The 21,261-nt window shown below is 70.2% G+C and carries 21 protein-coding genes; 14 read left to right on the plus strand and 7 right to left on the minus strand.

Annotation, left to right across the window (positions count from 1 at the left end):
- The first annotated feature begins 16 nt into the window (after positions 1 to 16).
- From M3Q35_RS12115 to M3Q35_RS12125, 3 genes are all read left to right on the plus strand, one after another.
- On the plus strand, positions 17 to 1,162 hold the full coding sequence (locus M3Q35_RS12115) for an AfsR/SARP family transcriptional regulator (RefSeq protein ID WP_273941798.1): 1,146 nt from the start codon (positions 17 to 19) through the stop codon (positions 1,160 to 1,162).
- Positions 1,163 to 1,200: 38 nt separating this feature from the next.
- Positions 1,201 to 1,749, plus strand: a complete 549-nt coding sequence (locus M3Q35_RS12120) for a hypothetical protein (protein ID WP_273941800.1) — start codon at positions 1,201 to 1,203, stop codon at positions 1,747 to 1,749.
- 83 nt (positions 1,750 to 1,832) lie between these two features.
- The gene (locus M3Q35_RS12125; protein WP_273941802.1) at positions 1,833 to 3,254 is read left to right on the plus strand and encodes a M28 family metallopeptidase; all 1,422 of its coding nucleotides are present in this window, start codon (positions 1,833 to 1,835) and stop codon (positions 3,252 to 3,254) included.
- Here the strand turns inward: M3Q35_RS12125 and M3Q35_RS12130 are convergent.
- Together M3Q35_RS12130 and M3Q35_RS12135 are read right to left on the minus strand one after the other, a co-directional pair.
- The gene (locus M3Q35_RS12130; RefSeq protein WP_273941803.1) at positions 3,246 to 5,993 is read right to left on the minus strand and encodes a helix-turn-helix transcriptional regulator; all 2,748 of its coding nucleotides are present in this window, start codon (positions 5,991 to 5,993) and stop codon (positions 3,246 to 3,248) included. The two genes, M3Q35_RS12125 and M3Q35_RS12130, sit on opposite strands and share 9 nt — an antisense overlap.
- A 77-nt stretch (positions 5,994 to 6,070) precedes the next feature.
- Positions 6,071 to 7,156 (minus strand): quinone-dependent dihydroorotate dehydrogenase, encoded by a 1,086-nt coding sequence (locus M3Q35_RS12135; protein ID WP_273941804.1) that lies wholly within the window; start codon positions 7,154 to 7,156, stop codon positions 6,071 to 6,073.
- 83 nt (positions 7,157 to 7,239) lie between these two features.
- On the opposite strand from M3Q35_RS12135, the gene M3Q35_RS12140 reads away from it, so the two are divergent.
- The 5 genes from M3Q35_RS12140 to M3Q35_RS12160 all read left to right on the plus strand — a co-directional run bounded on the left by M3Q35_RS12140 (position 7,240) and on the right by M3Q35_RS12160 (position 12,920).
- Entirely contained in the window at positions 7,240 to 8,271 is a 1,032-nt protein-coding gene (locus M3Q35_RS12140) for an NAD(P)-dependent alcohol dehydrogenase (RefSeq protein ID WP_273941805.1), read from the plus strand.
- A 79-nt stretch (positions 8,272 to 8,350) separates the two neighbouring features.
- Positions 8,351 to 9,847, plus strand: a complete 1,497-nt coding sequence (locus M3Q35_RS12145; RefSeq protein ID WP_273941806.1) for a sugar ABC transporter ATP-binding protein — start codon at positions 8,351 to 8,353, stop codon at positions 9,845 to 9,847.
- A complete protein-coding gene (locus tag M3Q35_RS12150) occupies positions 9,844 to 10,794 on the plus strand; it encodes an ABC transporter permease (RefSeq protein ID WP_273941807.1) in 951 nt (316 codons plus the stop codon). The genes M3Q35_RS12145 and M3Q35_RS12150 overlap by 4 nt, the downstream gene beginning before the upstream one ends.
- A complete protein-coding gene (locus M3Q35_RS12155; RefSeq protein WP_273941808.1) occupies positions 10,791 to 11,729 on the plus strand; it encodes an ABC transporter permease in 939 nt (312 codons plus the stop codon). The genes M3Q35_RS12150 and M3Q35_RS12155 overlap by 4 nt, the downstream gene beginning before the upstream one ends.
- 15 nt (positions 11,730 to 11,744) lie before the next feature.
- Positions 11,745 to 12,920 (plus strand): substrate-binding domain-containing protein, encoded by a 1,176-nt coding sequence (locus tag M3Q35_RS12160; RefSeq protein WP_273941809.1) that lies wholly within the window; start codon positions 11,745 to 11,747, stop codon positions 12,918 to 12,920.
- Positions 12,921 to 12,923: 3 nt separating this feature from the next.
- On the opposite strand, the gene M3Q35_RS12165 is transcribed toward M3Q35_RS12160, so the two are convergent.
- On the minus strand, positions 12,924 to 13,271 hold the full coding sequence (locus M3Q35_RS12165) for a hypothetical protein (protein ID WP_273941810.1): 348 nt from the start codon (positions 13,269 to 13,271) through the stop codon (positions 12,924 to 12,926).
- Positions 13,272 to 13,351: 80 nt separating this feature from the next.
- Between M3Q35_RS12165 and M3Q35_RS12170 the strand changes: the two genes are divergently transcribed.
- A complete protein-coding gene (locus M3Q35_RS12170) occupies positions 13,352 to 14,011 on the plus strand; it encodes a TetR/AcrR family transcriptional regulator (protein ID WP_273941811.1) in 660 nt (219 codons plus the stop codon).
- Here the strand turns inward: M3Q35_RS12170 and M3Q35_RS12175 are convergent.
- On the minus strand, positions 13,971 to 14,300 hold the full coding sequence (locus M3Q35_RS12175; RefSeq protein WP_379794680.1) for a GNAT family N-acetyltransferase: 330 nt from the start codon (positions 14,298 to 14,300) through the stop codon (positions 13,971 to 13,973). The two genes, M3Q35_RS12170 and M3Q35_RS12175, sit on opposite strands and share 41 nt — an antisense overlap.
- 36 nt (positions 14,301 to 14,336) lie before the next feature.
- Between M3Q35_RS12175 and M3Q35_RS12180 the strand changes: the two genes are divergently transcribed.
- The gene (locus M3Q35_RS12180) at positions 14,337 to 14,543 is read left to right on the plus strand and encodes a hypothetical protein (RefSeq protein WP_273941814.1); all 207 of its coding nucleotides are present in this window, start codon (positions 14,337 to 14,339) and stop codon (positions 14,541 to 14,543) included.
- Positions 14,544 to 14,647: 104 nt separating this feature from the next.
- Here M3Q35_RS12180 and M3Q35_RS12185 read toward each other — a convergent pair whose 3' ends face one another.
- A complete protein-coding gene (locus M3Q35_RS12185; RefSeq protein ID WP_273941816.1) occupies positions 14,648 to 15,574 on the minus strand; it encodes an ATP-binding protein in 927 nt (308 codons plus the stop codon).
- A gap of 77 nt (positions 15,575 to 15,651) precedes the next feature.
- On the opposite strand from M3Q35_RS12185, the gene M3Q35_RS12190 reads away from it, so the two are divergent.
- The gene (locus M3Q35_RS12190) at positions 15,652 to 16,035 is read left to right on the plus strand and encodes an SCO5389 family protein (RefSeq protein ID WP_273941817.1); all 384 of its coding nucleotides are present in this window, start codon (positions 15,652 to 15,654) and stop codon (positions 16,033 to 16,035) included.
- On the opposite strand, the gene M3Q35_RS12195 is transcribed toward M3Q35_RS12190, so the two are convergent.
- Positions 16,021 to 17,214 (minus strand): alpha/beta hydrolase family protein, encoded by a 1,194-nt coding sequence (locus M3Q35_RS12195; protein WP_273941818.1) that lies wholly within the window; start codon positions 17,212 to 17,214, stop codon positions 16,021 to 16,023. The two genes, M3Q35_RS12190 and M3Q35_RS12195, sit on opposite strands and share 15 nt — an antisense overlap.
- Before the next feature lie 101 nt (positions 17,215 to 17,315).
- Between M3Q35_RS12195 and M3Q35_RS12200 the strand changes: the two genes are divergently transcribed.
- The 3 genes from M3Q35_RS12200 to M3Q35_RS12210 all read left to right on the plus strand — a co-directional run bounded on the left by M3Q35_RS12200 (position 17,316) and on the right by M3Q35_RS12210 (position 20,326).
- Complete coding sequence (locus M3Q35_RS12200; protein WP_273941819.1) at positions 17,316 to 17,888, plus strand: TetR/AcrR family transcriptional regulator; 573 nt, start codon at positions 17,316 to 17,318, stop codon at positions 17,886 to 17,888.
- 17 nt (positions 17,889 to 17,905) lie between these two features.
- A complete protein-coding gene (locus tag M3Q35_RS12205; RefSeq protein WP_273941821.1) occupies positions 17,906 to 18,601 on the plus strand; it encodes a hypothetical protein in 696 nt (231 codons plus the stop codon).
- Between the two features lie 69 nt (positions 18,602 to 18,670).
- Positions 18,671 to 20,326, plus strand: a complete 1,656-nt coding sequence (locus M3Q35_RS12210; RefSeq protein ID WP_273941822.1) for a substrate-binding domain-containing protein — start codon at positions 18,671 to 18,673, stop codon at positions 20,324 to 20,326.
- Here the strand turns inward: M3Q35_RS12210 and ligD are convergent.
- Positions 20,312 to 21,259 (minus strand): non-homologous end-joining DNA ligase, encoded by a 948-nt coding sequence (gene ligD / locus M3Q35_RS12215; protein WP_273941823.1) that lies wholly within the window; start codon positions 21,257 to 21,259, stop codon positions 20,312 to 20,314. The two genes, M3Q35_RS12210 and ligD, sit on opposite strands and share 15 nt — an antisense overlap.
- Positions 21,260 to 21,261 lie beyond the last annotated feature (2 nt).

Genomic DNA, 21,261 nt, shown 5'->3' on the forward strand with positions numbered 1-21,261 from the left:
GCCTCGTCATCGCGCCGTGGTGGCCCGGTTGCTGATCGCCCGGCGGCGGGTCGTGCCGGTGACTCACCTTGTCGATGATCTGTGGGAAGAGCCGCCGGCCGGTGCCGTCGGGGCCGTGCAGACGTTCGTCGCCGATCTGCGCCGGATCCTCGAACCCTCGCGGCCGCCTCGGGCGGCTCCCCGGCTGCTCGTCACCACCGGGCCCGGTTATGCCTTGCTGGCCACGGATGTCGACGCTTGGGAGTTCGAATCCCTTGTCACGTCTGATATCCCGTCGGCGTTGGCGTTGTGGCACGGGCCGGCTTACGCCGACTTCGCCGGGTCGCCGTGGGCCGCCGCCGAGCGGTCTCGGCTGGCTGAGCTGCGGTTGCAGGCCGTTGAACGTCTTGCCGCGCAACATGTTTCCTCCGGCCGGGCGGCGGAGGTCGTGCCCGATCTGGACGCCCATGTCACGGCGCATCCCTGGCGTGAGGAGGGGTGGCGGCTGTTGGCGCTGGCGTTGTACCGGTCCGGCCGACAGGCCGATGCGTTGTCGGTGTTGCGGCAGGCCCGGTCCATGCTGGCTGACCAGTTGGGCCTGGATCCCGGTCCGCAGCTTCGCCAGTTGGAGACCGACATCCTTGCCCAGGACGCCCGTCTCGACTCGTCCGGGCTGTGGACGCGGACGGCCGAGGTCTACGACCGGACCGTGGCCGTCGGTTCTCGGGCCCGGCTGGAGTCGACCGTCGGCCTGCTGCGTACGTTGGCCCTGACCGGCGGTCTGCGGGCGGCGCAGGATCATCGTGTCGCCGCCGCCACCGCCGCCGAGGAGTTCGGGGATCCGGCGTTGACGGCCCGGGTCATCGGCGCCTACGACGTGCCGGCGATCTGGACCCGTAGCGACGATCCCGTGCAGGCACAGCAGATCGTCGCCGCCGCCGAGCACACTTTGGCTGTCCTGCCGGACATTCCCGCCGCGCGCTGTCGTCTGTTGGCCACTGTAGCGTTGGAAATGCGTGGCACCCGCTCCCCTCGCGGCCCTGCGGCCGCCTTCGCAGCCGAGTCGCTCGCCCGTTCGCTCGGCGATCCGGGCCTGCTGGCTTTCGCCCTCAACGCCCGCTTCATGCAGTCCTGCACCAGCGCCGGCCTCTCCCTCGCCGCGACGCCATCGGCACCGAGCTGATCTCCCTCGGCACTCGCCACGACCTGACCGCCTTCACCGTGCTCGGCCATCTCATCCGTCTCCAGGCCCGCAGCGCCGTCGGCGACTTCCTCACCGCTTCCACCCACGCTGACGCCGCCGACACCCTTGCCGCACAGCACGAACTCCCTCTCGTCGGCGTCTTCACCAGGTGGTACCGCGCTATGCTTTCCCGCTCCCCCAACGCTTACCACGAGGCCGCCGCACGGCTGGCCGGCACCGGCATGCCCGGTGTCGAGCACGGCCTCCTCCCACTCGCCCTGTTCTCCCTCTCCCACCAGGCCGATCCCGCCGCCGACTGGGGTCCGTATCGTCCCTGGATCGAGCCTTTCCTTCTGCTGGACAACGGAGATCGCTCCGCCGCCCGCGATGCCCTGCATGCCGCCCCCGAGCCACCCGCCGACCTCTTGTACGAGTTCCTGACCTGCCTCCAGATCATCGCCGCCCAGCAGCTGTCCCCCGATCTGCTTCCCGACCTCCGCGCCCGCATCGCCCCCGCCGCCGGCGAACTGGCCGGTGCCGGCAGCGGACTCGTGTACCTAGGGACGGTGAACGACTACCTGCGTTGACCGGAGCAGCGTGGCTTGGCCCGTTCGGCCCGCGCCGATCGGCCGCGTTGACAGCGGATGCGCCCCGGCGGAGCTTTGGCCCCATGGATCCCTTACGACCCGGTCGCCGAGGTTTCCTCGCCGCAGCAGCGGCGACGGCCGTCGGCGCCGCGACATCCGTACCGACAGCAGCAGCCGACACCGGCGCCACGGCATGGCCGCCGGGGCCCGGGCAACGGCTGCGGCCCCAAGAACCGGACGCTGAACTGCGCGGCATCCTGGCCCGCATCGACCAGCACCGCATCGAGGCGACCATTCGCCGGCTGGTCGCGTTCGGCACCCGCCACACCCTGTCCAGCCAGACCGACCCGCTACGCGGCATCGGCGCGGCGAGGGACTGGATCCTGGCCCAGATGCAGGAGATCGCCGCGACCTCGGGCGGCGCGATGACCGCCCAGGCGCAGTCGTACGTGCAGGGCGTCAGCAGCCGCATCCCGACGCCGACCGTGATCACGAACCTGGTCGCCACGATCACCGGCAGCACCTCTCCGGAACGGGTCTACGTGGTGACCGGCCACTACGACTCCCGGGTCAGCGACGTCATGAACTTCACCAGCGATGCCCCCGGCGCGGACGACGACGGGTCCGGCGTGGCGGTGGTGCTGGAGATGGCCCGGGTGCTGGCGACCCATCGCCCGAAGGCCACCATCGTGCTCGCCGCCGTGGCCGGTGAGGAACAGGGCCTGTTCGGCTCGGGGCACATGGCCCAGCTGTTCAAAGCCGCCGGCACGGACGTGCAGGGCATGTTCACCAACGACATCGTCGGCAGCAGCCGCGGCGACGACGGCACCCGTGATCCGCACACGATCCGGCTGTTCGCCGAGGGCGTGCCGACCGCGGAAACCCCGGCGCAGGCGGCGGTGCGGCTGGCGATCGGCGGCGAAGGGGACTCGCCGAGCCGGCAGCTGGCCCGGTTCGTCACCAACGTCGCGAGCGGCGCCGCCACCGGCATGACCGTACGGGTGATCTACCGGCGCGACCGCTACCTGCGCGGCGGCGACCACATTCCGTTCCTGCAACAGGGTTACCCGGCCGGCCGGTTCACCGAGCCGCGCGAGAACTTCGCCCACCAGCACCAGGACACACGGGTGGAGAACGGGGTGCAGTTCGGCGATCTGGCCGAATTCTGCGAATTCGACTTCATCCAACGGGTCGCCCGGGTCAACGCGGCGGCGATCTGGTCGCTGGCCAATGGCCCCGGCACGCCTCGCGGCGCACTGCTGCTCGACGGCCAACTCACCAACACCACCACACTGACGTGGCAGGCGAGCGCCGAGCCCGGTCTGGCCGGCTACGAGGTCGTGTGGCGGGAGGCGACCGAACCGGACTGGACGCACGGCCTGATGGCCGGCAATGTCACGTCGTTCACCGTGAACCTGGCCAAGGACAACGTGTTCTTCGGGGTACGGGCCGTCGACACCGCCGGCCGCCGCAGCCCGGTCGCGTTCCCGATGCCGTCACCCTGAGCGCTCTACGCTGAGCCGCGCGATCTCGACCCGGGACCGGGCGCCGAGTTTGGCCAGGATGTGCGACACGTGGGTCTGAACCGTCCGACGGGACAGGAAGAGCTGGGCAGCGATGTCCGGATTGGACAGTCCGTCGGCGACCAGGACGGCGACCTTGAGCTCGGCGCCGGTGAGGGCGTCCCAGCCGGTCTCGGGACGGTTGCGCGGCCCGCGCTGGCCACGGCGGACACCGTGCTTGCGAGCACGGGAATCGGCCCGCATGACGTCCCACGTGGCGCCGAGCGAGAGGTAGACGTCGACGGCCTCGGTGAGCGTGGCCAAAGCAGTGGCCCGGTCCAGGCCGGCCATCAGCACGGCAGCGTCCTCAAGGCAGTTGCCGAGTTCCAAGGGCCGCTTGGCTTCCCGGAAGTACTCGGCGGCCTGCACCACCTGGCTGTGGTCGCCGGCCAGCAAACCGCGGCACCACCGCAGGGCCGCGACCTTGTGCGGAGTCGGCTCCAGCTCGACCTCGTACGCCAGCAGCTCGGTCGCGGTCACGGCGGTGTCGAACTCCCCCAGCTCCACGGCCAGCCGCACCAGCAACGGCGACCAGCGATGCCGCCAGTTCTGGTACTTGTCGGTCCGGTCCGGGTCCAGCGTCTCCTTCAGCACGGCCAGCGCGCGCTCGGGCCGACCGGCCCGCTCCTCCGGCGTGGCCCGGGCCCGGACCAGCAGGATCGAGTCCGAGCCGCGCACCTTCGAACGGGCCAGATCCGCCGCCACGGCGGCGACGTCGTCGCGGTGCCCGGCGATGAACGCCTTGATGCCGTACACGCGCTCCCACAGCTCCGGCCACGCGTCGGGATCGGGCAGGTAGTCCACCGCGACCTCCATCGCCGCCATGGCGTCGTCCCACTCCCCCATGGCGCACAGGCAATCGGCGGCCGTCGTGTACACAGTGCACAGTCGCGGCGTGCCGGTACGCTCGGCCAAGGTGATCGCCGCCCGCAACGACCTCCGCGTCTCGTCCCAGTCGTCGTACAGGGCGGTCAGCGCGGTCCGGTTGATCAGCAGCAGCTGGCGCAGGTCGAGGGTGTACGGGTCCTCGCCGATCACCTCGAGCGCACGGCGAACCGCCCGCAGCGCACCGGCCGTGTCCCGCTGGCGCAGGCGCACCACGCTCACCTCGTGCAGCGCGTAGCCGATCCCCACCTTGTCCTCGGCGAGTTCGGCATGGGCCAACGCTTTGTCGGCCGCGCTGTCGTCGAACCGCCGGCCGGTGCGGCGCAGGCGTACGCTCATCGCCAGCAGACGGGCCTGCCACACCTGGGAAAGCTCCGGATACCGGAGCGCACTGTCCACAGTGTCCCGTGCCGCGGCGAACTGCCGCGACCGCTGAAGCGTGCTGGCCAGGGCAAAGGTCATCCGGGCCACCTGATCGGGATCACCGGTGCGGGCCAACACCTTTCGGGCCAACCGCTCGCACAGCTTCCGGTTGCCCGACAGGTACGCCGCCACCGCCAGCTGCGACTCCAGCTTCTCGTGCAGCTCGACGTCCTCCGGGATCCGCTCCAGCGCCCAGCCCATCAGCTGCTCGGCGATCTGCGACGCCTGCTGGGTCAGGAAGATCGCGTGCTCCGACAACCACGCCGGCACCCAGTCCGCCATGTCGCCGCGGGCCGCGAGCAGCTGCGCGGCGATCCGCTCCACCGGCCCGTTGGTGCGCACCAGGGCATAGGCCGCGTCCTGGTGCATCACCGAGCGCAGCGCCGTCGGGATCGCCGCGTAGAGCGCCTGCCGGATCAACGGATGCCGGAACGCGAACCGGTCGCCGCGCTCGGCCAGCACGCCGGCGGTCAGCGCCTCTTCGATGCCCTCGGCCAGCTCCGACAGCGAGCGTCCGCTCACGGCCGACAGGTCCGCCACGGAGAACTCGGTGCCCAGTAGGACCGCCGGGCGCAGGTCCTGGACCGTCGGGTCGGACAGGAACGCCAGCCGGTCGGCGATCGCCCGGCCCAGCGACTCCGGCGCCCGTTCCACGTCCCCCGTCAGCTCGGCGAACCCCGCGTCCTCGTGCTCGACCCGGTTCTCCCGGACCAGGGCGTCGACCAGCTCGCGCACGTAGAGCGGATTGCCGCCGGCCTGCCCGGCCATCGCCCGCAGCCGCGGCCCCGACGGCGCACCCACGAGTGCGTCCACCAGCTCGTCGACCTGCCCGGCCGGCAGTTCCCGCAGCCGCATCAGCGTCGTGCCCTGCGCGGTCAGCGTGCGTCGCAACTCGGCCAGCTGCGTCCGTCTCGGCACCGGCCGGGCCGTGCCCACCAGCAACAACGGCAGTTGATCCACCGCCCGGCTCAGCCGTCCCCACACCAGCAGGCTCGCCTCGTCGGCCCAATGCAGGTCGTCGAGGGCCAACACCACCGGCGATTTCGCGCACAACCGGTCGATCAGGGCCAGAAATGATTCGACACCGGCCAATACCGGATCACCGGCGGCCGGACACGGCGTGAAATTCTCTCTTTCCTCCGGCGTCAACGCATCCAGCAGCGTTCGCAGCGGAAAGCGGCTCACCAGTTCGTCCGCGCCGGCCAGCAGCACTCGGCAGCCCAGGGTCGCGGCCAGCCCGAAACCGGCCGTGACGAGGGACGATTTGCCGATTCCCGGCTCACCCTCGATCAGCAGCGAACGGCCGCGACCGGCGACCAGGTCCCGCAGCAGCGCGCGGAACAGGTCGAGTTCAGCAGCGCGACCGACGAGCACAAGGTGAGCTTAACGCCCATTTCTTGTGCCCCCGGTCGTGGCGGTGTCCGAATGGCGAAGTCGCGCTGCCCTGTCGGTCAGGTCCGCACGTCCGCTCCCACTGCTTCGCGTACGCTGGCGAATCCGTCCCTGGACAGCAATTCCGGCAATCCGCGGTTGATTTCCCGAACCACCGACGGTCCCCGGTACACCAGCGCCGTCAGCAGCTGCACCAGCGACGCGCCCAGCCGGATCTTCCGATACGCGTCGTCAGCGTCGAACACGCCACCAGAACCCACGATCACCTGCCGCTTCCGATCCACCGCCGCATAGAGCTCGCGGATCGTCCGATTGGCCGCCCGTTCCGCCGGCCGCCCCGACACCGCGCCCGGCATTTTCTCCGGCACGGCCAGCCCGGCCGGTTTCCCCGGCGGCAGGTTCACCGAGAAGCCCCGCACGAATTCCGTGCCGCCGACCGCGGTCAGAAACCCGTCGAGCTCGGCCGGCCGCGCGAACGGCGCCACCTTCAACACCACCGGACGCTCGATCCCGACCTCGGCCAATGCGTGCAGCAGCAGCTCCAGCCGTCCTCGCCGCAGAAAGAAGTGTTGACCGTCCTCGGTGTTCGGACAGCTCAGGTTCAGGCAGAGGTAATCCGCGTGGCCCTGCAACCTCCGCACCGCCCGCACATAGTCGTCGATGACCTCATGTTCGGACGCGGCGATCCCCCGGTTCGTGTTCACCACATTGATGCCCAGCCGCACGCCGTTTCGACGGCCGTGCAGCCGGTGCGCGACGGCGTCGGCACCGTCGTTCGGCACGCCGTAATGCACCACGATGGCCTCGTCCGACGGCAGTCGGAACAGCCTCGGCCGCGGGTTCCCGTCCGAGCGATCCACCGACACCGACCCGATTTCCACATGGCCGAAGCCCAGCGCCCCCAACCCCGCGACCGCTCGCCCGTTCTTGTCGAAGCCCGCGCCCAACCCGATCGGCGAGGACATGGTCATGCCGGCCACCTCCACCGCCAGCCGTGGATCCGTTGCACCGTAATGCTTTGCCACCGCGTCACACACCGCCGGCACCTTCCCCACCGCCTCGGCCACCCGCACCGCCCGGTCGTGGACCCACTCGGCGTCGGCCCGGAACAACAGCGGCCTCGCCAGCACGCGGTACACGCCCATACCGACCTCCGTCGCGCCGCTCCCGCCGCGCTGCCGGGAAAGCGCTTACCCTATACCTCGCCACACGACCCCGGGAGTGATCGATGAGAGCGGTCCAGGTTATCGGCTACGGCGAACGAATCCGGGTGACCGAGGTCGACGAGCCCAAGGTGGTGGACCCGCACGACGTGGTCGTCCGCATCGCCGGGGCCGGCATCTGCCGCACCGACGTGCACATCCTCGACGGTCAGCTGGCCGAGGCGTTCAAGCTGACGCTGCCGTACACGCTCGGACACGAGAACGCGGGTTGGGTGCACGAGGTGGGGCCGGCGGTGACAACGGTGTCACCCGGTGATCCGGTGATCGTGCATCCTGCGGTCACATGCGGACTGTGCACGGCGTGCCGATCGGGCAACGACATGCATTGCGGCACATGGCGATTCCCCGGCGTCGACGGTTGGCACGGCGGTTACGCCGAACTGCTGCGGACCAGCGTCCGGTCGCTGGTCAAGCTGGCGCCGAAGACCGATCCGACCAGGCTGGCGCCGCACGCCGACGCAGGTCTGACAGCCATCCACGCCGTCAAGCGGTTGGCGCCCTTCACCTATCCCGGCAGCACGGTCGTGGTGATCGGCTTCGGCGGCCTCGGACACCTGGCCGTGCAACTGCTGCGAGTGTTGACCACGGCCCGGATCCTGGTGGTGGAGGCCGATCCGGCCCGGCTGGAGTGGGCCCGCGGCTACCCGGTGGACGCGGTGCATTCCAGTGGCGATGACGGTGGCCTGTCGGCGGTGCTGGACGAGACCAACGGCCTCGGCGCGGATGCGGTGCTGGACCTGGTGGGCGAGGGCCGCGCCCCTGAACAGGCGATGCGCATGCTCCGCAAGGGCGGCGTCTACTCGATCGTCGGCTACGGCGGCGAGGTCACGCTCAACCACCTGGACATGATCAACCGTGAGCTCGTGGTGATCGGCAACCAGATCGGCTCGCACCGGGACCTGGTCGACCTGATGGAGCTGGACCGTTCCGGCCGGGTCGTGCTGCACACCCGATGCTTCCCCCTTGACCAAGCGGCCGACGTGCTGGCCGAGGTGGCGGCCGGTCGGGTGCCCGGAAGGGCCGTGCTGGTGCCGTGAGCCTTGACAGCCGGGCCGGGGGCGACGACTGTGGGGCGACCAGGGAAAGCGCTTACCCCGATCTCCGCCGGGAGGCTCGATGGCGAGTTCGGCCGAGCTGCTGACGATGCGGGGCGTACGCAAGGCGTTCGCCGGCACGACCGCGCTGGACGACGTGTCGCTGAGCGTGCGGGCGGGCGAGGTGCACGCGGTTGTCGGCGAGAACGGCGCTGGCAAGTCGACCCTGATGAAGGTGCTCGCCGGCCTGTACCAGCCTGATGCCGGCGAGCTCGCCCTGGACGGCCGCGTGGTGCGGTTCCAGCATCCCCGTCAGGCCATGGCCGCCGGGATCAGCCTGGTGCATCAGGAGTTCAGCCTGTTGCCTGACCGCACCGTGGCCGAGAACGTCTTCCTGGGCCGGGAACCGACCAGACGGCTGCGGGTGGACCGGCGGGCCATGGTCTCCCGGACCGCCTCGCTGCTGGCCGAGTCCGGTGTGGACACCGTGTCGCCGCGCGCGCTGGTTCGGCATCTTTCCGTGGCCCAGCAGCAGAACGTGGAGATCGCCAAGGCCCTCGTGCACCGGCCGCGCATCCTCGTGCTCGACGAGCCCACCGCCGCCCTTGCACCACACGAGGTTGACGCCCTGTTCACGCGATTACGCGCGATGGTCCAACGTGGACTGACCGTCGTCTACATCTCGCACCGGCTGTCCGAGGTGTTCCAGTTGGCCGACCGGGTCACCGTGCTCAAGGACGGCCGCCTGGTGGACACAGTGGACACCAGTGCCATCACTCCCGCCGACCTGGTCCGCATGATGGTCGGCCGCGAGCTCTCCAGCCACTACTTCCCTTCCCGGGCAACTAATCCCGGCCACGGCCCGGTCGTGTTGCGCGTAACCGGCGGCAGCAACGACGTCGTACACGACATCGACCTTGTCCTGCGCGGTGGCGACATCGTCGGGCTGGCCGGCCTCGACGGCTCCGGGCGATCCGAGCTGGCCCGGGCGCTGTTCGGCGTGCAGCCCTTCACCCGCGGCACCATCGAGATCGACGGCCGCTCGCGGCGGCTGACCTCGCCCCGTGCAGCCATCCGAGCCGGCATCGCCTTCCTCACCGCCGACCGCAAGGTTGAGGGTCTCGCGCTCCCCCTTTCCGCCCGTGACAACGGCTTGTTGGCCGCCCGTGCCCTCAGCGGCCGTGTCGCCGCCACCGCCTTGCGGACGTTGTCCGAGCTCACCACCAAGGTCGGCCTCCGCCCCGAGGCCTTGTCCCGGGAGAGCCGCCTGCTGTCCGGCGGCAACCAGCAGAAGGTCGTCCTGGTCAAGTGGCTCGCCACCAAGGCCCGGGTCTACCTGTTCGACGAGCCCACCCGCGGCGTCGACATCGGCGCCAAGGCCGGCATCCACGACCTCATGCGCCAGCTGGCCGCCGACGGCGCCGCCATCTTGATGATCTCCTCCGAGCTCCCCGAGATCATCGGCATGAGCGACCACATCCTGGTCATGCGCGACGGCCGCATAGCCGGCCAACTGCCCGCCGGCAGCGGCGAGCCCGAGATCATGGCCTTGGCCAGCGGACAGGCCGTGCCCGTATGACCACCGCAGGCCGACTGAACGGGTCCAGCCGGCCGATCTGGCTGGTGCTGGTGCTGCTGTTCGGCGTCGCGTGGCTGGTGGTTGCCCTGGACGGCGGCAACTTCGTGGCGCTGCCCAACCTACAGAACATCGCCCAGTCGTCGGTCGCGTTGGGGCTGGTTGCGGTGGGCCAGAGTCTGGTGGTGCTGGCGGGGTCGCTGGACCTGTCGGTGGCCTACGTGGTCAGCGTGGCCGCCGTGTCGACGTCGGTGGTGATGGGCGGCACGGGCAACATCCCGCTGGGCATCACGGCCGCGCTGGTGATCGGGGCGGTGATCGGCCTCGGCAACGGCGTGATCATCGTGGGCCTGCGGGTGAACCCGTTCATCGCGACGCTGGGCATGTCGCTGGTGGTGCGCGGCATCCTCAACGCGCTGTTCGACAACTTCGCCGGCAGCGTGCCGGAGGCCTTCCAGTCGCTGGGCTACGACGCGATCGCCGGTGTGCCGGTGAGCGTGTTCCTGCTGGCCGCGGTGGTCGCCGGGGCGTGGTTGCTGTTGCACCGCACCAGGTTCGGCTACCACCTGTACGCCGTCGGCGGCAACGTGGAGGCCGCGCGGGCATCCGGCATCCGCACCGGTCGGGTGGTCGTGATCGCCCACGTCCTCGCCGGCATGTGCGCCGCCGCCAGCGGCATGTTCCTGGCCAGCCGCCTCGGTGCCGGCGCGCCCTGGGTCGGACCGGATGGCGGCTACGACCTGGAGTCGATCGCCGCGGTGGTCCTCGGCGGCACCGCGCTGGCCGGCGGCCGCGGGCGGCTCCTCGGCACCGTCGCGGCCGTGCTGATGCTGGCCGTGCTGGACAGCGTGTTCAACCAGTTCCAGGCCAACGCCTTCGTGCAGACCCTGGTCCGCGGCGTGATCATCATCGCCGCGGTCGCGCTGTACGCCTTCCGGGAGCGGCCATGACCACCGCCGTGGCTCTGCGTCGGATCGCGCCGATCTGGGTGGTGCTGGTCGTCGTGCTGGCCGGCATCGTCTGGCGGGACCCGACCTTCGCCGACCCGCCGACGTTCCTGGCCTTCGTCAAGCGTTCGGCGCCGCTGGCGGTGTTGGCGCTGGGCCAACTCTTCGTGGTCGTGGCCGGCGAACTCGATCTCTCGGTCGGCGCGGTGATCACGGCCTGCGTGGTGGCGGCGGCGCGGCTCGGGGAGGGCGATCCCGGCCGCACCTGGTGGATCATCCTGCTGGTGCTGGCCTTCGGCGCGGCGGTGGGCGTGATCAACGGGCTCATCACGACGGTGCTGCGGGTGCCGTCGTTCATCACCACGCTGGGCATGATGCTGGTGCTGAGCGGCGCGGTGTTCCTGTGGACCGGCGGCTCGCCGACCGGCGCGCTCGCGGAGAACTTCCGGCAGTTCGGCCGGGAAGGCATCGGGCCGATCCCGTACGCCGTCGTGGTCCTCGTGATGATCGCGGTCGCAGCGCACTTCCTGTTGCACCACAGTCGATTCGGCCACCAGGTGTTCGCCACCGGCGGCGGCACGCGCGCGGCGGAGCTGTCCGGAGTGGCGGTGCGCCGCGTCAAGATCGCCAGCTTCACGCTGTCCGGTCTGCTGGCGGCGGCCGCGGCGATCCTGCTCGCCGGCTTCGCCGGGCTGTCGGCCAACGCCGGCCAGGGCTACGACTTCCAGTCCATCTCGGCGGTGGTCCTCGGCGGCGCGGTACTCGGTGGCGGCCGTGGCGGCATCGGGGCCGCGCTGGGTGGAGCCTTTGCCCTGCAAGCGATGTTCACCCTGCTCAACCTGCTCGGCATGGCCGCGCCGCTACGCGACACCGTGCAGGGCCTGCTCATCGTCGCGGCCGTGGCCTACGCCGCCCACCGGCTGCGGCGCAACCGCTGACCGAAAGGAGATGCCATGTCCCGGAAGGTACTCGTGCTCGCGGCGGCGCTGCTGGCGGTCACCGCGTGCACCTCGACCAAGCCGCCCGGTGCGGTTGGCCCGAGCACGACCGGACCAACCGACGCCAGCCAGTCCAAGTTCTTCAACCAGGCCGACTTCGACCGTCAGCTCAAGCAGCGAACCCAGACGCCACAGGGTGATCCGGCCACGCCGTGGACGCAGACCATCGATGCGTCCTTTGTGGACACCTCGAAGTACAGGAAGGACCCCAAGTGGCACCTGTGCTTCTCCAACGCCAGCGTCAGCAATCCCTGGCGGGTCACCGGCCTGACCACGATGAAGGCCGAGGTGGCGCTGCACCCGGAGATCGGCGACTTCACGGTCGACGACGCGCAGGGCAAGGACGACAAGCAGATCTCCGACCTGTCCGACCTGCTGTCCCGCAACTGCGACGCCCTGATCATCTCGCCCAACACGACCGATGCGCTGACCCCGGCCGTGACCAAGGCGTGCCAGAGCGGCATCCCGATCGTGGTGTTCGACCGGGGCGTCAACACGGACTGCCCGGTCTCGGTGGTGCACCCGATCGGCGGTTACGCGTTCGGCGCGGCCGCCGCCGAGTTCGAGGCGCAGCGGATCCCCAAGGGCGGCAAGGTGCTCGCGCTGCGCATCCTGCCCGGCGTCGACACGCTGGAGAACCGCTGGGCCGCGGCGAAGTCCATCTTCGCCAAGGCCGGCGCGAACGTCGTCGGCGTCGAGTTCACCGACGGCGATCCGGCCAAGACCAAGACGATCGTGTCCGACTACATCAGCCGTTTCGGCACGCTCGACGCGGTGTGGATGGACGCAGGCGCGACCACGACCGCGGCGGTGGAGGCGTTCCAGGACGCCGGCAAGCCGGTGCCGCCGATCGACGGCGAGGACCAGCAGGACTTCCTGGAGCTGTGGCAGCAGCAGAACCTGACCGCCATCGCCCCCACCTACCCGGTCTACGAGTGGCGCACGGCCGTGATCGCCGCGGTCGACATCCTGTCCGGCAAGCAGGTGCCCAAGGAATGGATTCTGCCCCAGCCGGTCATCACCAAGGACACGTTGTCGCAGTTCATCACGCCCGGAATGCCGCCGTTGTTCTATTCGACGTGCGGCTGCCAGAAAATGCCGGGATTCCCGCAGACCTGGGGCGGGAAATAATCGTCACACCGTGACGGTGACGTCCACCCTGTTCTTTCGCAGCCGCTGCGCGACGGCGTGCCCGGTGACCGGACCGCCCGGCAGGTCCACGGTCAGCGGGCCGCCGTCGCCGGTGAAGTTGCGCCACCAGCTCTTCGAGTCGGCCATCATCACCTGGATGGTGACCACGGCGCCGGCGCGCTTGTAGGCCACCGGCGTGCTGAAGGTGCGCCCGGACCGCCGGCCGGTGTAGCTGACCTCGGTGAGGTAGCGGCGGACCACCCGACCGAACAGCCGCGACGAGCGCAATCGCAGCATTCGGCCGTTGAATCCGCTGACCACGCGACCGGCCACCGTTCCCTGGAAATTCATCGGTCCTCCATTCTGGGCGATTACCGAAACGGTATCACCAGAAGTGGAGCACCTAGTCCACTTACGCTAAAGTGAGAGACATGAGCACCGCGACGTCTCACCTACGCTCGGACGCCGCCGAGAACCGCGGCCGCATCCTCGCCGTCGCCCGTGACCTGTTCGCCGAGCGCGGCCTCGACGTGCAGATGGCCACCATCGCCCGCCGGGCCGGTGTCGGCGTGGCCACCCTCTACCGCCGCTTCCCGACCAAGGAATCGCTGGTCAACGAGGTCTTCGCGGACCAGTTCGCGGCCTGCGTGGCCACCATGGACGCGGCCGTGGCCGATTCCGACCCGTGGCGCGGCCTGACCGGCGTGATCGAGCAGATCGCCGAGATGCAGGCCGCTGACCGGGGCTTCAGCGCCGTGTTCCTGGCGTCCTTCCCCACCACCGTCGAATTCCAGCGTGAGCACGCCCGCGCCCTGCGCGGCATCGAGCTGCTGATCGAGCGGGCCAAGCAGGCCGGGCAGCTGCGCCCCGACTTCGTGCCGGCCGACCTGACCCTGGTGTTGATGGCCAACAACGGCATCGTCGCCGACACCCCGGAGGCGGCGCTGGCGACGTCCAAGCGCCTGGTCGCCTACCTGCTCGACTCGTTCCGCGCCGAGCACGCCCGGCCGCTGCCGCCACCGGCCACCGTCGCGCTGGCCGACGTGCTGCCTATCGCTTCTTGTCGAACTTCGCCTCGAGCCAATCCATGATCTCGTCGGTCACCGGGTCGGTCACGTCGGCGAACCCGTCGTGCTTGCCCAGATATGCCGCCACCGCCGGGCACACCGCCACGATCCGCAGGCCCGCCTCCTTGGTGTCGGCCAGGGCCTGCTCGATGAGCACAGTGGACAGTCCCTGGCCCCGATAGGCGTTGTTGACCTCCGTGTGATGGAAAACCCGCTGGCCGTCGCGGTCCAGGAAGGCCGCCAGGCCGGCCAGCTTGCCGTCGATCCGCAGCTCGTAGCGGTTGTCCTTGCGCAGCACCTCGGTGTCGGTCACACCCATGATCTTAGGCTTCGCTGCGACAATGGGCCCATGGCGCAGCACGTGAACAAGGGCATCCAGATGTTCGGCGGCACCATCAACGCCGACAACATCGCCGTCGGCGACAACGCGCACGCCGGCGACGAGACCGGCGAGGCCGTGGAGACCAAGAACGTGGTCGACGGCAAGGTGCACAACGTGGTCCAGTCCGGCCGGATCGACTCGGTGGCCATCGGCGACGAGGACCCCACGAGCTGAGGCCGCCGGCCCGACCTCACCCGGACCGACCCCGCCCGGCCGGCCGGATCGGAGCTCGGTCCGGGCCGACCACAATCGTGGGTGCCGCGACCGAGCTCCCGCCGCTAGTGCACGAAGTCCGGGTCCACCTGCGCGGCAAGGTCTTCCCCGGCCCAGGCCCGGGCGTTGCGCAGGTGGAACTCCACCGCCAGCCGCTGGTACGCCACCCAATCGCGTTGGGCGCCGTCCAACGCGACACGGATCGTGTCGAGCGCGGCGAGGTTGTCCGGCTCCAGCTCGTCGACCGGCCGCACCTGACCGCGTTCGGCCGACCGGACGTGGTCCGAGCGCCCCAGCCAGCACAACAGGTCGTCGCCGACCTGATCACGCAGGAAATCCAGGTCGTCCTGGTCGCAGACCTTGTTGCCGATCACCGCGACCCGAATGCCGAAGTCCTTGGCGTAGCCCAGGTACTGCCGGTAGACGCCGACGCTGCGCAGCGTCGGCTCGCACACCAGCGCGGTGAGGTCGAACCGGGTGAACAGCCCGGAAGCGAAGGAGTCGGCGCCGGCGGTCATGTCGACCACGACGTACTCCCCGGCCTCGTCGGCCAGGTGGTTGAGCAGCAGCTCGGCCGCCCCGACCTTGGAGTGGTAGCAGGCGACGCCGAGGTCGTCGTCGGTGAAAGGCCCGGTCAGCGCCAGTCGCGCGCCGTCGACCTCCCGTACGCAGGCGGCGTAGATCGGGTTGTCCTCCACCACTTTCAGCAGCCGTGAGCCGCTGCCGGGCGGGGTCGTCTTGATCATCTGCGACGCCGCGGCGATGCGGGGATTGCTGCCGCGCAGCCAATCCTTGATCAGCGGCAGGTGGGCGCTGAGCGTGGGCAGCGTCAGCGCCTGCTCGTCGCTGGCGCCCAGCGCGGCGGCCAGGTGCTGGTTGATGTCGGCGTCGATGGCGAGCACGGGCGCGCCGGCGGCAACGAGCCGGCGGGTGAACAGCGCGGACAGCGTCGTCTTGCCGCTGCCGCCCTTGCCGACGAAGGCGATCTTCATTCGGGTGACCCCTGTTGATAATGATTTCAATGTTCAGTAGAACGGTAGCAGCCCACGATCACCGGAGGTTCGAGCCCATGTCCCTGGACGTGTCCGACGCGCTGCTCGCCCGCGCCACCAGCGGCGACGTCACCGACGACGAGTTCGTCGCCTGCGTGCGCGACTCGCTGCCCTACGCCTGGCAGGTGATCAGCGGCGTCGCCGCCGACCTGAGCGGCGACTTCGCGGAGCACGCCACGCCCCCGCCGAGCGAGGCCGAACGCGGGCAACTGCTGCGCGCGTTGGCCTCGGATGCCATCCGCGGCGGGCTGGAACGCCACTTCGGCGTGACGCTGGCGTTCCAGAACTGCCACCGGGTCGCGGCCTTCCGACCGTCCGCAGTGGACAGTGACCGGTACCGCACCTTCGTGTCGCCGCGCGGCCAACTGTTGAACCAGAGCCCCGAACTACGCGACTGCTGAGTCCAGCCAGTCGAAGATGACCTGGTGGGCGCGAGACATCGCGCCCATGTGGCAGTGCTCGCCGGCGCCTTCGGCCTCGCTGAGGGTCACGAGCGTGGTCGGCGCCTTGGTCAGCGCCTGCGCCACTTTTTCCGGCTGCCCCTTGAAGAACTGGTCGTTCTCGGCGTCCAGGACGAGCGTCGCCGACGTGATCCGGTCGGCGACGCCGTCCAGCGTGTAGCGGCGGAACTCCCGGGCCAGCGCGGCATCGGAGTCGACGCCCATGGCCCACACGCCGTTGCGCATGGCCCACCGCACCTGGGTGCTGAAGGCCCGCAGCATGGCCAGCACGGGGATCGCGGCGTCGTCGCGGCCCTGCTCGATCCACTCGGTCAGGAACGGCGGCATCGAGTTCCTCATGGCGGCGTAGAAGTCGAAGACGCCGTCGTCGAGGACGATCGCGGCCGGCCGCTGGTCGAAGGCGGCGGCACGGGCCACGAGGTAGCCGCCGAGGCTGTAGCCGAACAGCGCGATCCGGTCAGGATCGACTTCGCGGCGGGTCAGCGCGAAGTCGATCACGGGCGTGATCACCGCCTCCCAATCGGGCCGGAACACCAGCCCCTGCTTGCGCAGCGCCGCACCCTGGCCGGGGCCGTCGGACGCCAACACGTTGTAGCCACGGGCCAGCGCCGCGGCGGCGATGGCGAAGTACGACTCCTCCAGGGTCGAGTCGTAGCCGGAGTTGTAGATGATCGTCGGCCGCGGCGCGTAGCCCAGCGAGTACAGGTAGCCGGGCAGAGTCGTGCCCTCGTAAGGGATTTCGACCTGCTGGAAGTCGAAGTCGAACAGCTCGGCGGCGGTGATGAAGGTGTCGCGCGAGCGGGCTGACAGCTCGACCACCTCGGGGTCGTTCTTCGGGTCGTCACGGCGGTAGAACTCGGCGGTGCGGAAGTAGTTGGACGCCCGCAGCAACGCCTCCCGGGCGCTGACCTTGCGGCCGGTGGCCAGCGACTCGCGGCCGAGCGCCTCCACCCGCTCGGCCGTGGCCTTCCACTCGCGGTGCCACGCGACCTCGTCGCCCTCCGGGATGCGCCGGGCCGTCACCAGGATCTCGCCCAGGTCGGCACCGCCGTAGTTGGCGAAGCCGGCGGCCCGCAGTGTCTCGAAGGAGAACGACTCGTCCTCAAACAGGAACTTCATGACCTGTACCTTTCAACGGAACGGATCGGTATCGTTCCATCAAACCGTAGCTCGCCCGTTGACGAGACGCAACCGTTCCGTTCCGTGTTAGGCTGGCTGTCATGACCGCAGGCAAGGCACTGCGCGACGACGTCACGGACGCGATCGGCACCGCCTTCTTCGAGGAGCTGGCCGAGACCGGATACGGTCGGTTGTCGGTGGACGCCGTGGCCAAGCGGGCCGGCGTCGGCAAGGCGGCGATCTACCGGCGCTGGCCGTCCAAGCAACGCATGGCCGTCGAGCTGACGTCCTCGGTCGCGGTGGCGGCGATCGACGTCCCCGACACCGGCAGCCTGTGGGGCGACGTACGGGCCTACCTGGCCAACGGCCGGGCGGCGTTGGAGCATCCGCTGGCCCAGGCGATCATCCCCGACCTGCTGGCCGAGGCCCGCCGCAACGAGGAGCTGGCCGAGGCGTTGCTCGGCAGCGTGCGCGATCCCCGGCGCGCCAAGGCCGGCGACGTCGTCACGCGGGCCATCGAACGCGGCGAGCTGCCGGCCGACACCGATGTCGAGCTGTGCCTGGACTTCCTCGCCGGCCCGCTCTACTGGCGACTGACCGCGATCAACTCCGAGCCGGCCGCCGACTACCTGGACCGGCTCACCGACAAAATCGTGGCGGCCTTCGGCGCCTGATTGCCACAATGCCCGCCATGGGGGAATCCGAGGCCGAAGTCCTGGCATGGTGCGTTGTCGCCAACGTCGCCGAGCAGACATCGCACGGCGAGGAGGAGGCGGAGCTGCGCCGCGGGCTCAAGCACTTCGCCGCCGGCGCGAAGCTGTGGGTGCTGCCGGCACAGTGGGGCGACGGCGGCGACTCCGTTTTTGTCGTCGGCCGGCATCGCGGACGCGGGCCGGGTCGACTGGCGCGCATCGTGATCGAACGCCGTCACCTGACCAACTTCCGGGTCCGCGGGGTCTACAGCCCGGCGGTGCACCGGGAGCTGGTGAAGCCCTGGAAAGGCTGGTCCAGCGATCACCCGCTCAGGCTGTGGGACACGCGAGACGACGCCGAGCAGGCTGCCCAGTACTGGAACCGCATGTCCGTCGGCGCGGCCGAGGTCCGACGACCCCACAAGCGGATCGAGCTGATCGAGGAGCTCTCGGTCCTGGCCGGCGGCCGGACGTGGACGGTGTTCCGGGTGGCCGGCCTCCGTCCGCCCTACGATCTCGCCGACGTGTGCCGCAACGATCGTGAGGTCGAGGCGTTCACGGCACTGCACGCGGTGCTCCGCCCCATGCTCGCCGAGTCCGGCGAGTCGGGGCCCTATGACCGTTTTGCCGCGGATCCACGATGGACAGTCATCGTTGACGCGGCGGCAAACGCGCTGGCCACACTGACCGCCTGAACCGTCCGGGACTCCCCCGCGTATTAGATCGTGGCGATCCACGTCCACGCACCCGCGAGGAGAGGCACCATGGCGGCCCGTCACCACTCTCGCAGCCCCCAGCACCCGCTGCGGCCGTTCCTGCTTCCCCTCCTGGTCGGTTCCCTAGCCGTGACCGGCGTGGTGGTGGCCACCACCGTCGCCCAGTCGCACTGTCGCGGCGCGGACGTGCCGCTGCGCGTCGCCGTCACGCCGGCGATGCTGGCCCCGGTGCAGGCCATCGCCGACGCGTTCAACCACGACAGCCCGACCGCCGGCGGCCAGTGCGCCACCGTGCAGGTCAGCGCCGAGCCGGCCGCGCAGGTCGTGCAGGACCTGCCGGTCAACCCGATCGACCCGCCGGCGCTGTGGATCCCCGACTCGGCGCTCTGGGTGCCGACCGCCCAGCAGCTGGAAAGCCGGGTCACCGGGCCGACGCCGCGGCTGGCCGAGCATCCCTCGATCGCGTCCTCGCCGCTGGTGATCGCCGCGTCCCCCAAGCAGGCGGCCAAGTTGACGTCCTGGCAGCAGCTGGTCGCCGGCAACGTCATGATCGCCGACCCGCTCAGCAACACCGAGGGCATCGCGACGCTGGCGCTGGCCCAGAGCCTGTCCCCCGCGTCCAACGGTGCGCCGCCGCCGCAGCTGATCGCCGTGCTGCTCAAGCTGCGCAACGCCACCGTGACCACCACCGACGCGGCTTTCCAAGCGCTGCAACAACATCCCGACACGGTGTTCTCGGCAACCGAGCAGTCCGTCGTGGCCAACAACGCCTCGGTCGCCCAGAACAGCACCAAGGTCGTCGCCGTCTACCCGACCGAGGGCAGCGTCCTGTTCGATTATCCCGTCGTCCGCGTCACCACCTCCACCGAGCCGACCGGCACCAGCACCGCCGCGACCGCGTTCGAGGCCGAGCTGCACTCGGCCCGTTCCATGGGCATCCTCAGCGCCGCCGGCTTCCGCGACCCGCGGGCCGTGGCGTCGTCGTCCTGGGGCGGCAAGGACGGCGTCCGCTCCCAGACGCCGAAACTCATCCCGGCCCCGACCGCCGACCAGGTCACCACCGTGCTGCGGGCCTGGAGCGTCGTACACCTCGACGGCCGCACGCTGGCCATCATCGACACCTCCGGCTCCATGAAGGAACCGATGCCCGGCGGCCAGACCCGGATCGAGGTCGCCCGCGACGGGGCGCTGGCCGGGCTGTCCCTGATGCCGGACAGCACGTCCGTCGGCCTGTGGACGTTCTCGCTCACCACCTCCGAACTCGTGCCACTGGAGCCGCTCGGCAGCCTGGACAACGGCGTGCCGCAGCGGCTTGCGCTGCAACGGGCCGGCGCCACGCTGCCCTCCCGGGTCGGCGGCAGCACCGCGCTCTACGACACCGCCCTGGCCGGCTTCGAAGCTCTGCAGAACAACTTCGACGCCACCAAGGTCAACGCCGAGGTGCTGATCACCGACGGCCGCAACGAGCGCGCCGGCGGACTCGACCTCAACGGCCTGCTGGCCAAGCTCCGGACCGAATACGACCCCAGCCGGCCGGTCGAGATCATCGGCATCGGACTCGGGCCCGACGCCGACATGGGCGTGCTCAACCAGATCGCGGCCGTCACCGGCGGCAAGGCCTATCAGGCCCTGGACGGCGCGGCGTTCCGGGCCGTGCTGTTCGACGCGCTGGGCCATCGCCCGTGCCGGTCAAGCACCTGCTGACTCGTCCGGCTCCTCCACGCCGTCGCGCTCGGCCCATTCCAGCAGCGTCTCCAGCGAGTGCGCCACGTCGTCGATGCCCTCGTGGAGGTCCCCGAGCTCGGCGAACCGGGCCGGCACGGTGGCGATGGTGAAGTCCCGCGGATCGACGTCGGCCAGTTCGTCCCAGCGGATCGGCGTCGACACCGTGGCCTCGGCGTTGCCCCGCACCGAGTACGCGCTGGCGATGGTGTGGTCGCGGGCGTTCTGGTTGTAGTCGACGAACAAGGTCCGCGGATCCCGGTCCTTGCGCCACCACGTCGTGGTCACCACGTCCGGCGCCCGCCGCTCGACCTCCCGGGCGAAGGCCAGCGCGGCCCGGCGCACCAGGCCGAACTCCCAGTCCGGCCGGATCCGCACGTAGACATGCAGGCCGCGGCCGCCGGAGGTCTTCGGGTAGCCGGTGATGCCCAGCTCGGCCAGCAGCTCCTGCACCACGCCGGCCACCAGCCGCACCGTGTCGAACCCGCACTCCGGCATCGGGTCCAGGTCGATACGCCACTCGTCGGGCCGCTCGGTGTCGGCCCGCCGCGAGTTCCACGGGTGGAACTCCACCGTCGACATCTGCACCGACCAGATGACGTCGGCCAGCTTGGTCACGCACAGCTCGTCGGCATAGCGCTTGTATCGCGGGAAGTGCACCCGCACGGTCTCCAGCCATGGCGGCGCACCGGCCGGCACCCGCTTCTGGTGCACCTTCTCGCCGCTGGTCCCGGTCGGGAACCGGTGCATCATGCATGGCCGCTCCCGCAGCGCGCGCACGATGCCCGGGCCGACGGCCAGGTAGTAGTTGGCCAGGTCCAGCTTGGTCTCGCCGCGGGCGGCGAAGTAGACCCGGTCCGGGCTGGACAGCCGCACCGGGAGACCGTCGACGTCCAGCTCGACCGGGCTCGCCATGC

The organism is Kutzneria chonburiensis (genome assembly GCF_028622115.1).
In the GTDB taxonomy this organism is placed as follows: domain Bacteria; phylum Actinomycetota; class Actinomycetes; order Mycobacteriales; family Pseudonocardiaceae; genus Kutzneria; species Kutzneria chonburiensis.

What these genes read in the sequence shown, in the direction of transcription:
- M3Q35_RS12125 (WP_273941802.1), top strand. Translation starts at nt 1,833, where the DNA reads ATGGATCCCTTACGACCCGGTCGCCGAGGTTTCCTCGCCGCAGCAGCG.
- M3Q35_RS12135 (WP_273941804.1), bottom strand. Translation starts at nt 7,156, where the DNA reads ATGGGCGTGTACCGCGTGCTGGCGAGGCCGCTGTTGTTCCGGGCCGAC.
- M3Q35_RS12140 (WP_273941805.1), top strand. Translation starts at nt 7,240, where the DNA reads ATGAGAGCGGTCCAGGTTATCGGCTACGGCGAACGAATCCGGGTGACC.
- M3Q35_RS12145 (WP_273941806.1), top strand. Translation starts at nt 8,351, where the DNA reads ATGGCGAGTTCGGCCGAGCTGCTGACGATGCGGGGCGTACGCAAGGCG.
- M3Q35_RS12150 (WP_273941807.1), top strand. Translation starts at nt 9,844, where the DNA reads ATGACCACCGCAGGCCGACTGAACGGGTCCAGCCGGCCGATCTGGCTG.
- M3Q35_RS12155 (WP_273941808.1), top strand. Translation starts at nt 10,791, where the DNA reads ATGACCACCGCCGTGGCTCTGCGTCGGATCGCGCCGATCTGGGTGGTG.
- M3Q35_RS12160 (WP_273941809.1), top strand. Translation starts at nt 11,745, where the DNA reads ATGTCCCGGAAGGTACTCGTGCTCGCGGCGGCGCTGCTGGCGGTCACC.
- M3Q35_RS12165 (WP_273941810.1), bottom strand. Translation starts at nt 13,271, where the DNA reads ATGAATTTCCAGGGAACGGTGGCCGGTCGCGTGGTCAGCGGATTCAAC.
- M3Q35_RS12170 (WP_273941811.1), top strand. Translation starts at nt 13,352, where the DNA reads ATGAGCACCGCGACGTCTCACCTACGCTCGGACGCCGCCGAGAACCGC.
- M3Q35_RS12180 (WP_273941814.1), top strand. Translation starts at nt 14,337, where the DNA reads ATGGCGCAGCACGTGAACAAGGGCATCCAGATGTTCGGCGGCACCATC.
- M3Q35_RS12185 (WP_273941816.1), bottom strand. Translation starts at nt 15,574, where the DNA reads ATGAAGATCGCCTTCGTCGGCAAGGGCGGCAGCGGCAAGACGACGCTG.
- M3Q35_RS12190 (WP_273941817.1), top strand. Translation starts at nt 15,652, where the DNA reads ATGTCCCTGGACGTGTCCGACGCGCTGCTCGCCCGCGCCACCAGCGGC.
- M3Q35_RS12195 (WP_273941818.1), bottom strand. Translation starts at nt 17,214, where the DNA reads ATGAAGTTCCTGTTTGAGGACGAGTCGTTCTCCTTCGAGACACTGCGG.
- M3Q35_RS12200 (WP_273941819.1), top strand. Translation starts at nt 17,316, where the DNA reads ATGACCGCAGGCAAGGCACTGCGCGACGACGTCACGGACGCGATCGGC.
- M3Q35_RS12205 (WP_273941821.1), top strand. Translation starts at nt 17,906, where the DNA reads ATGGGGGAATCCGAGGCCGAAGTCCTGGCATGGTGCGTTGTCGCCAAC.
- M3Q35_RS12210 (WP_273941822.1), top strand. Translation starts at nt 18,671, where the DNA reads ATGGCGGCCCGTCACCACTCTCGCAGCCCCCAGCACCCGCTGCGGCCG.
- ligD (WP_273941823.1), bottom strand. Translation starts at nt 21,259, where the DNA reads ATGGCGAGCCCGGTCGAGCTGGACGTCGACGGTCTCCCGGTGCGGCTG.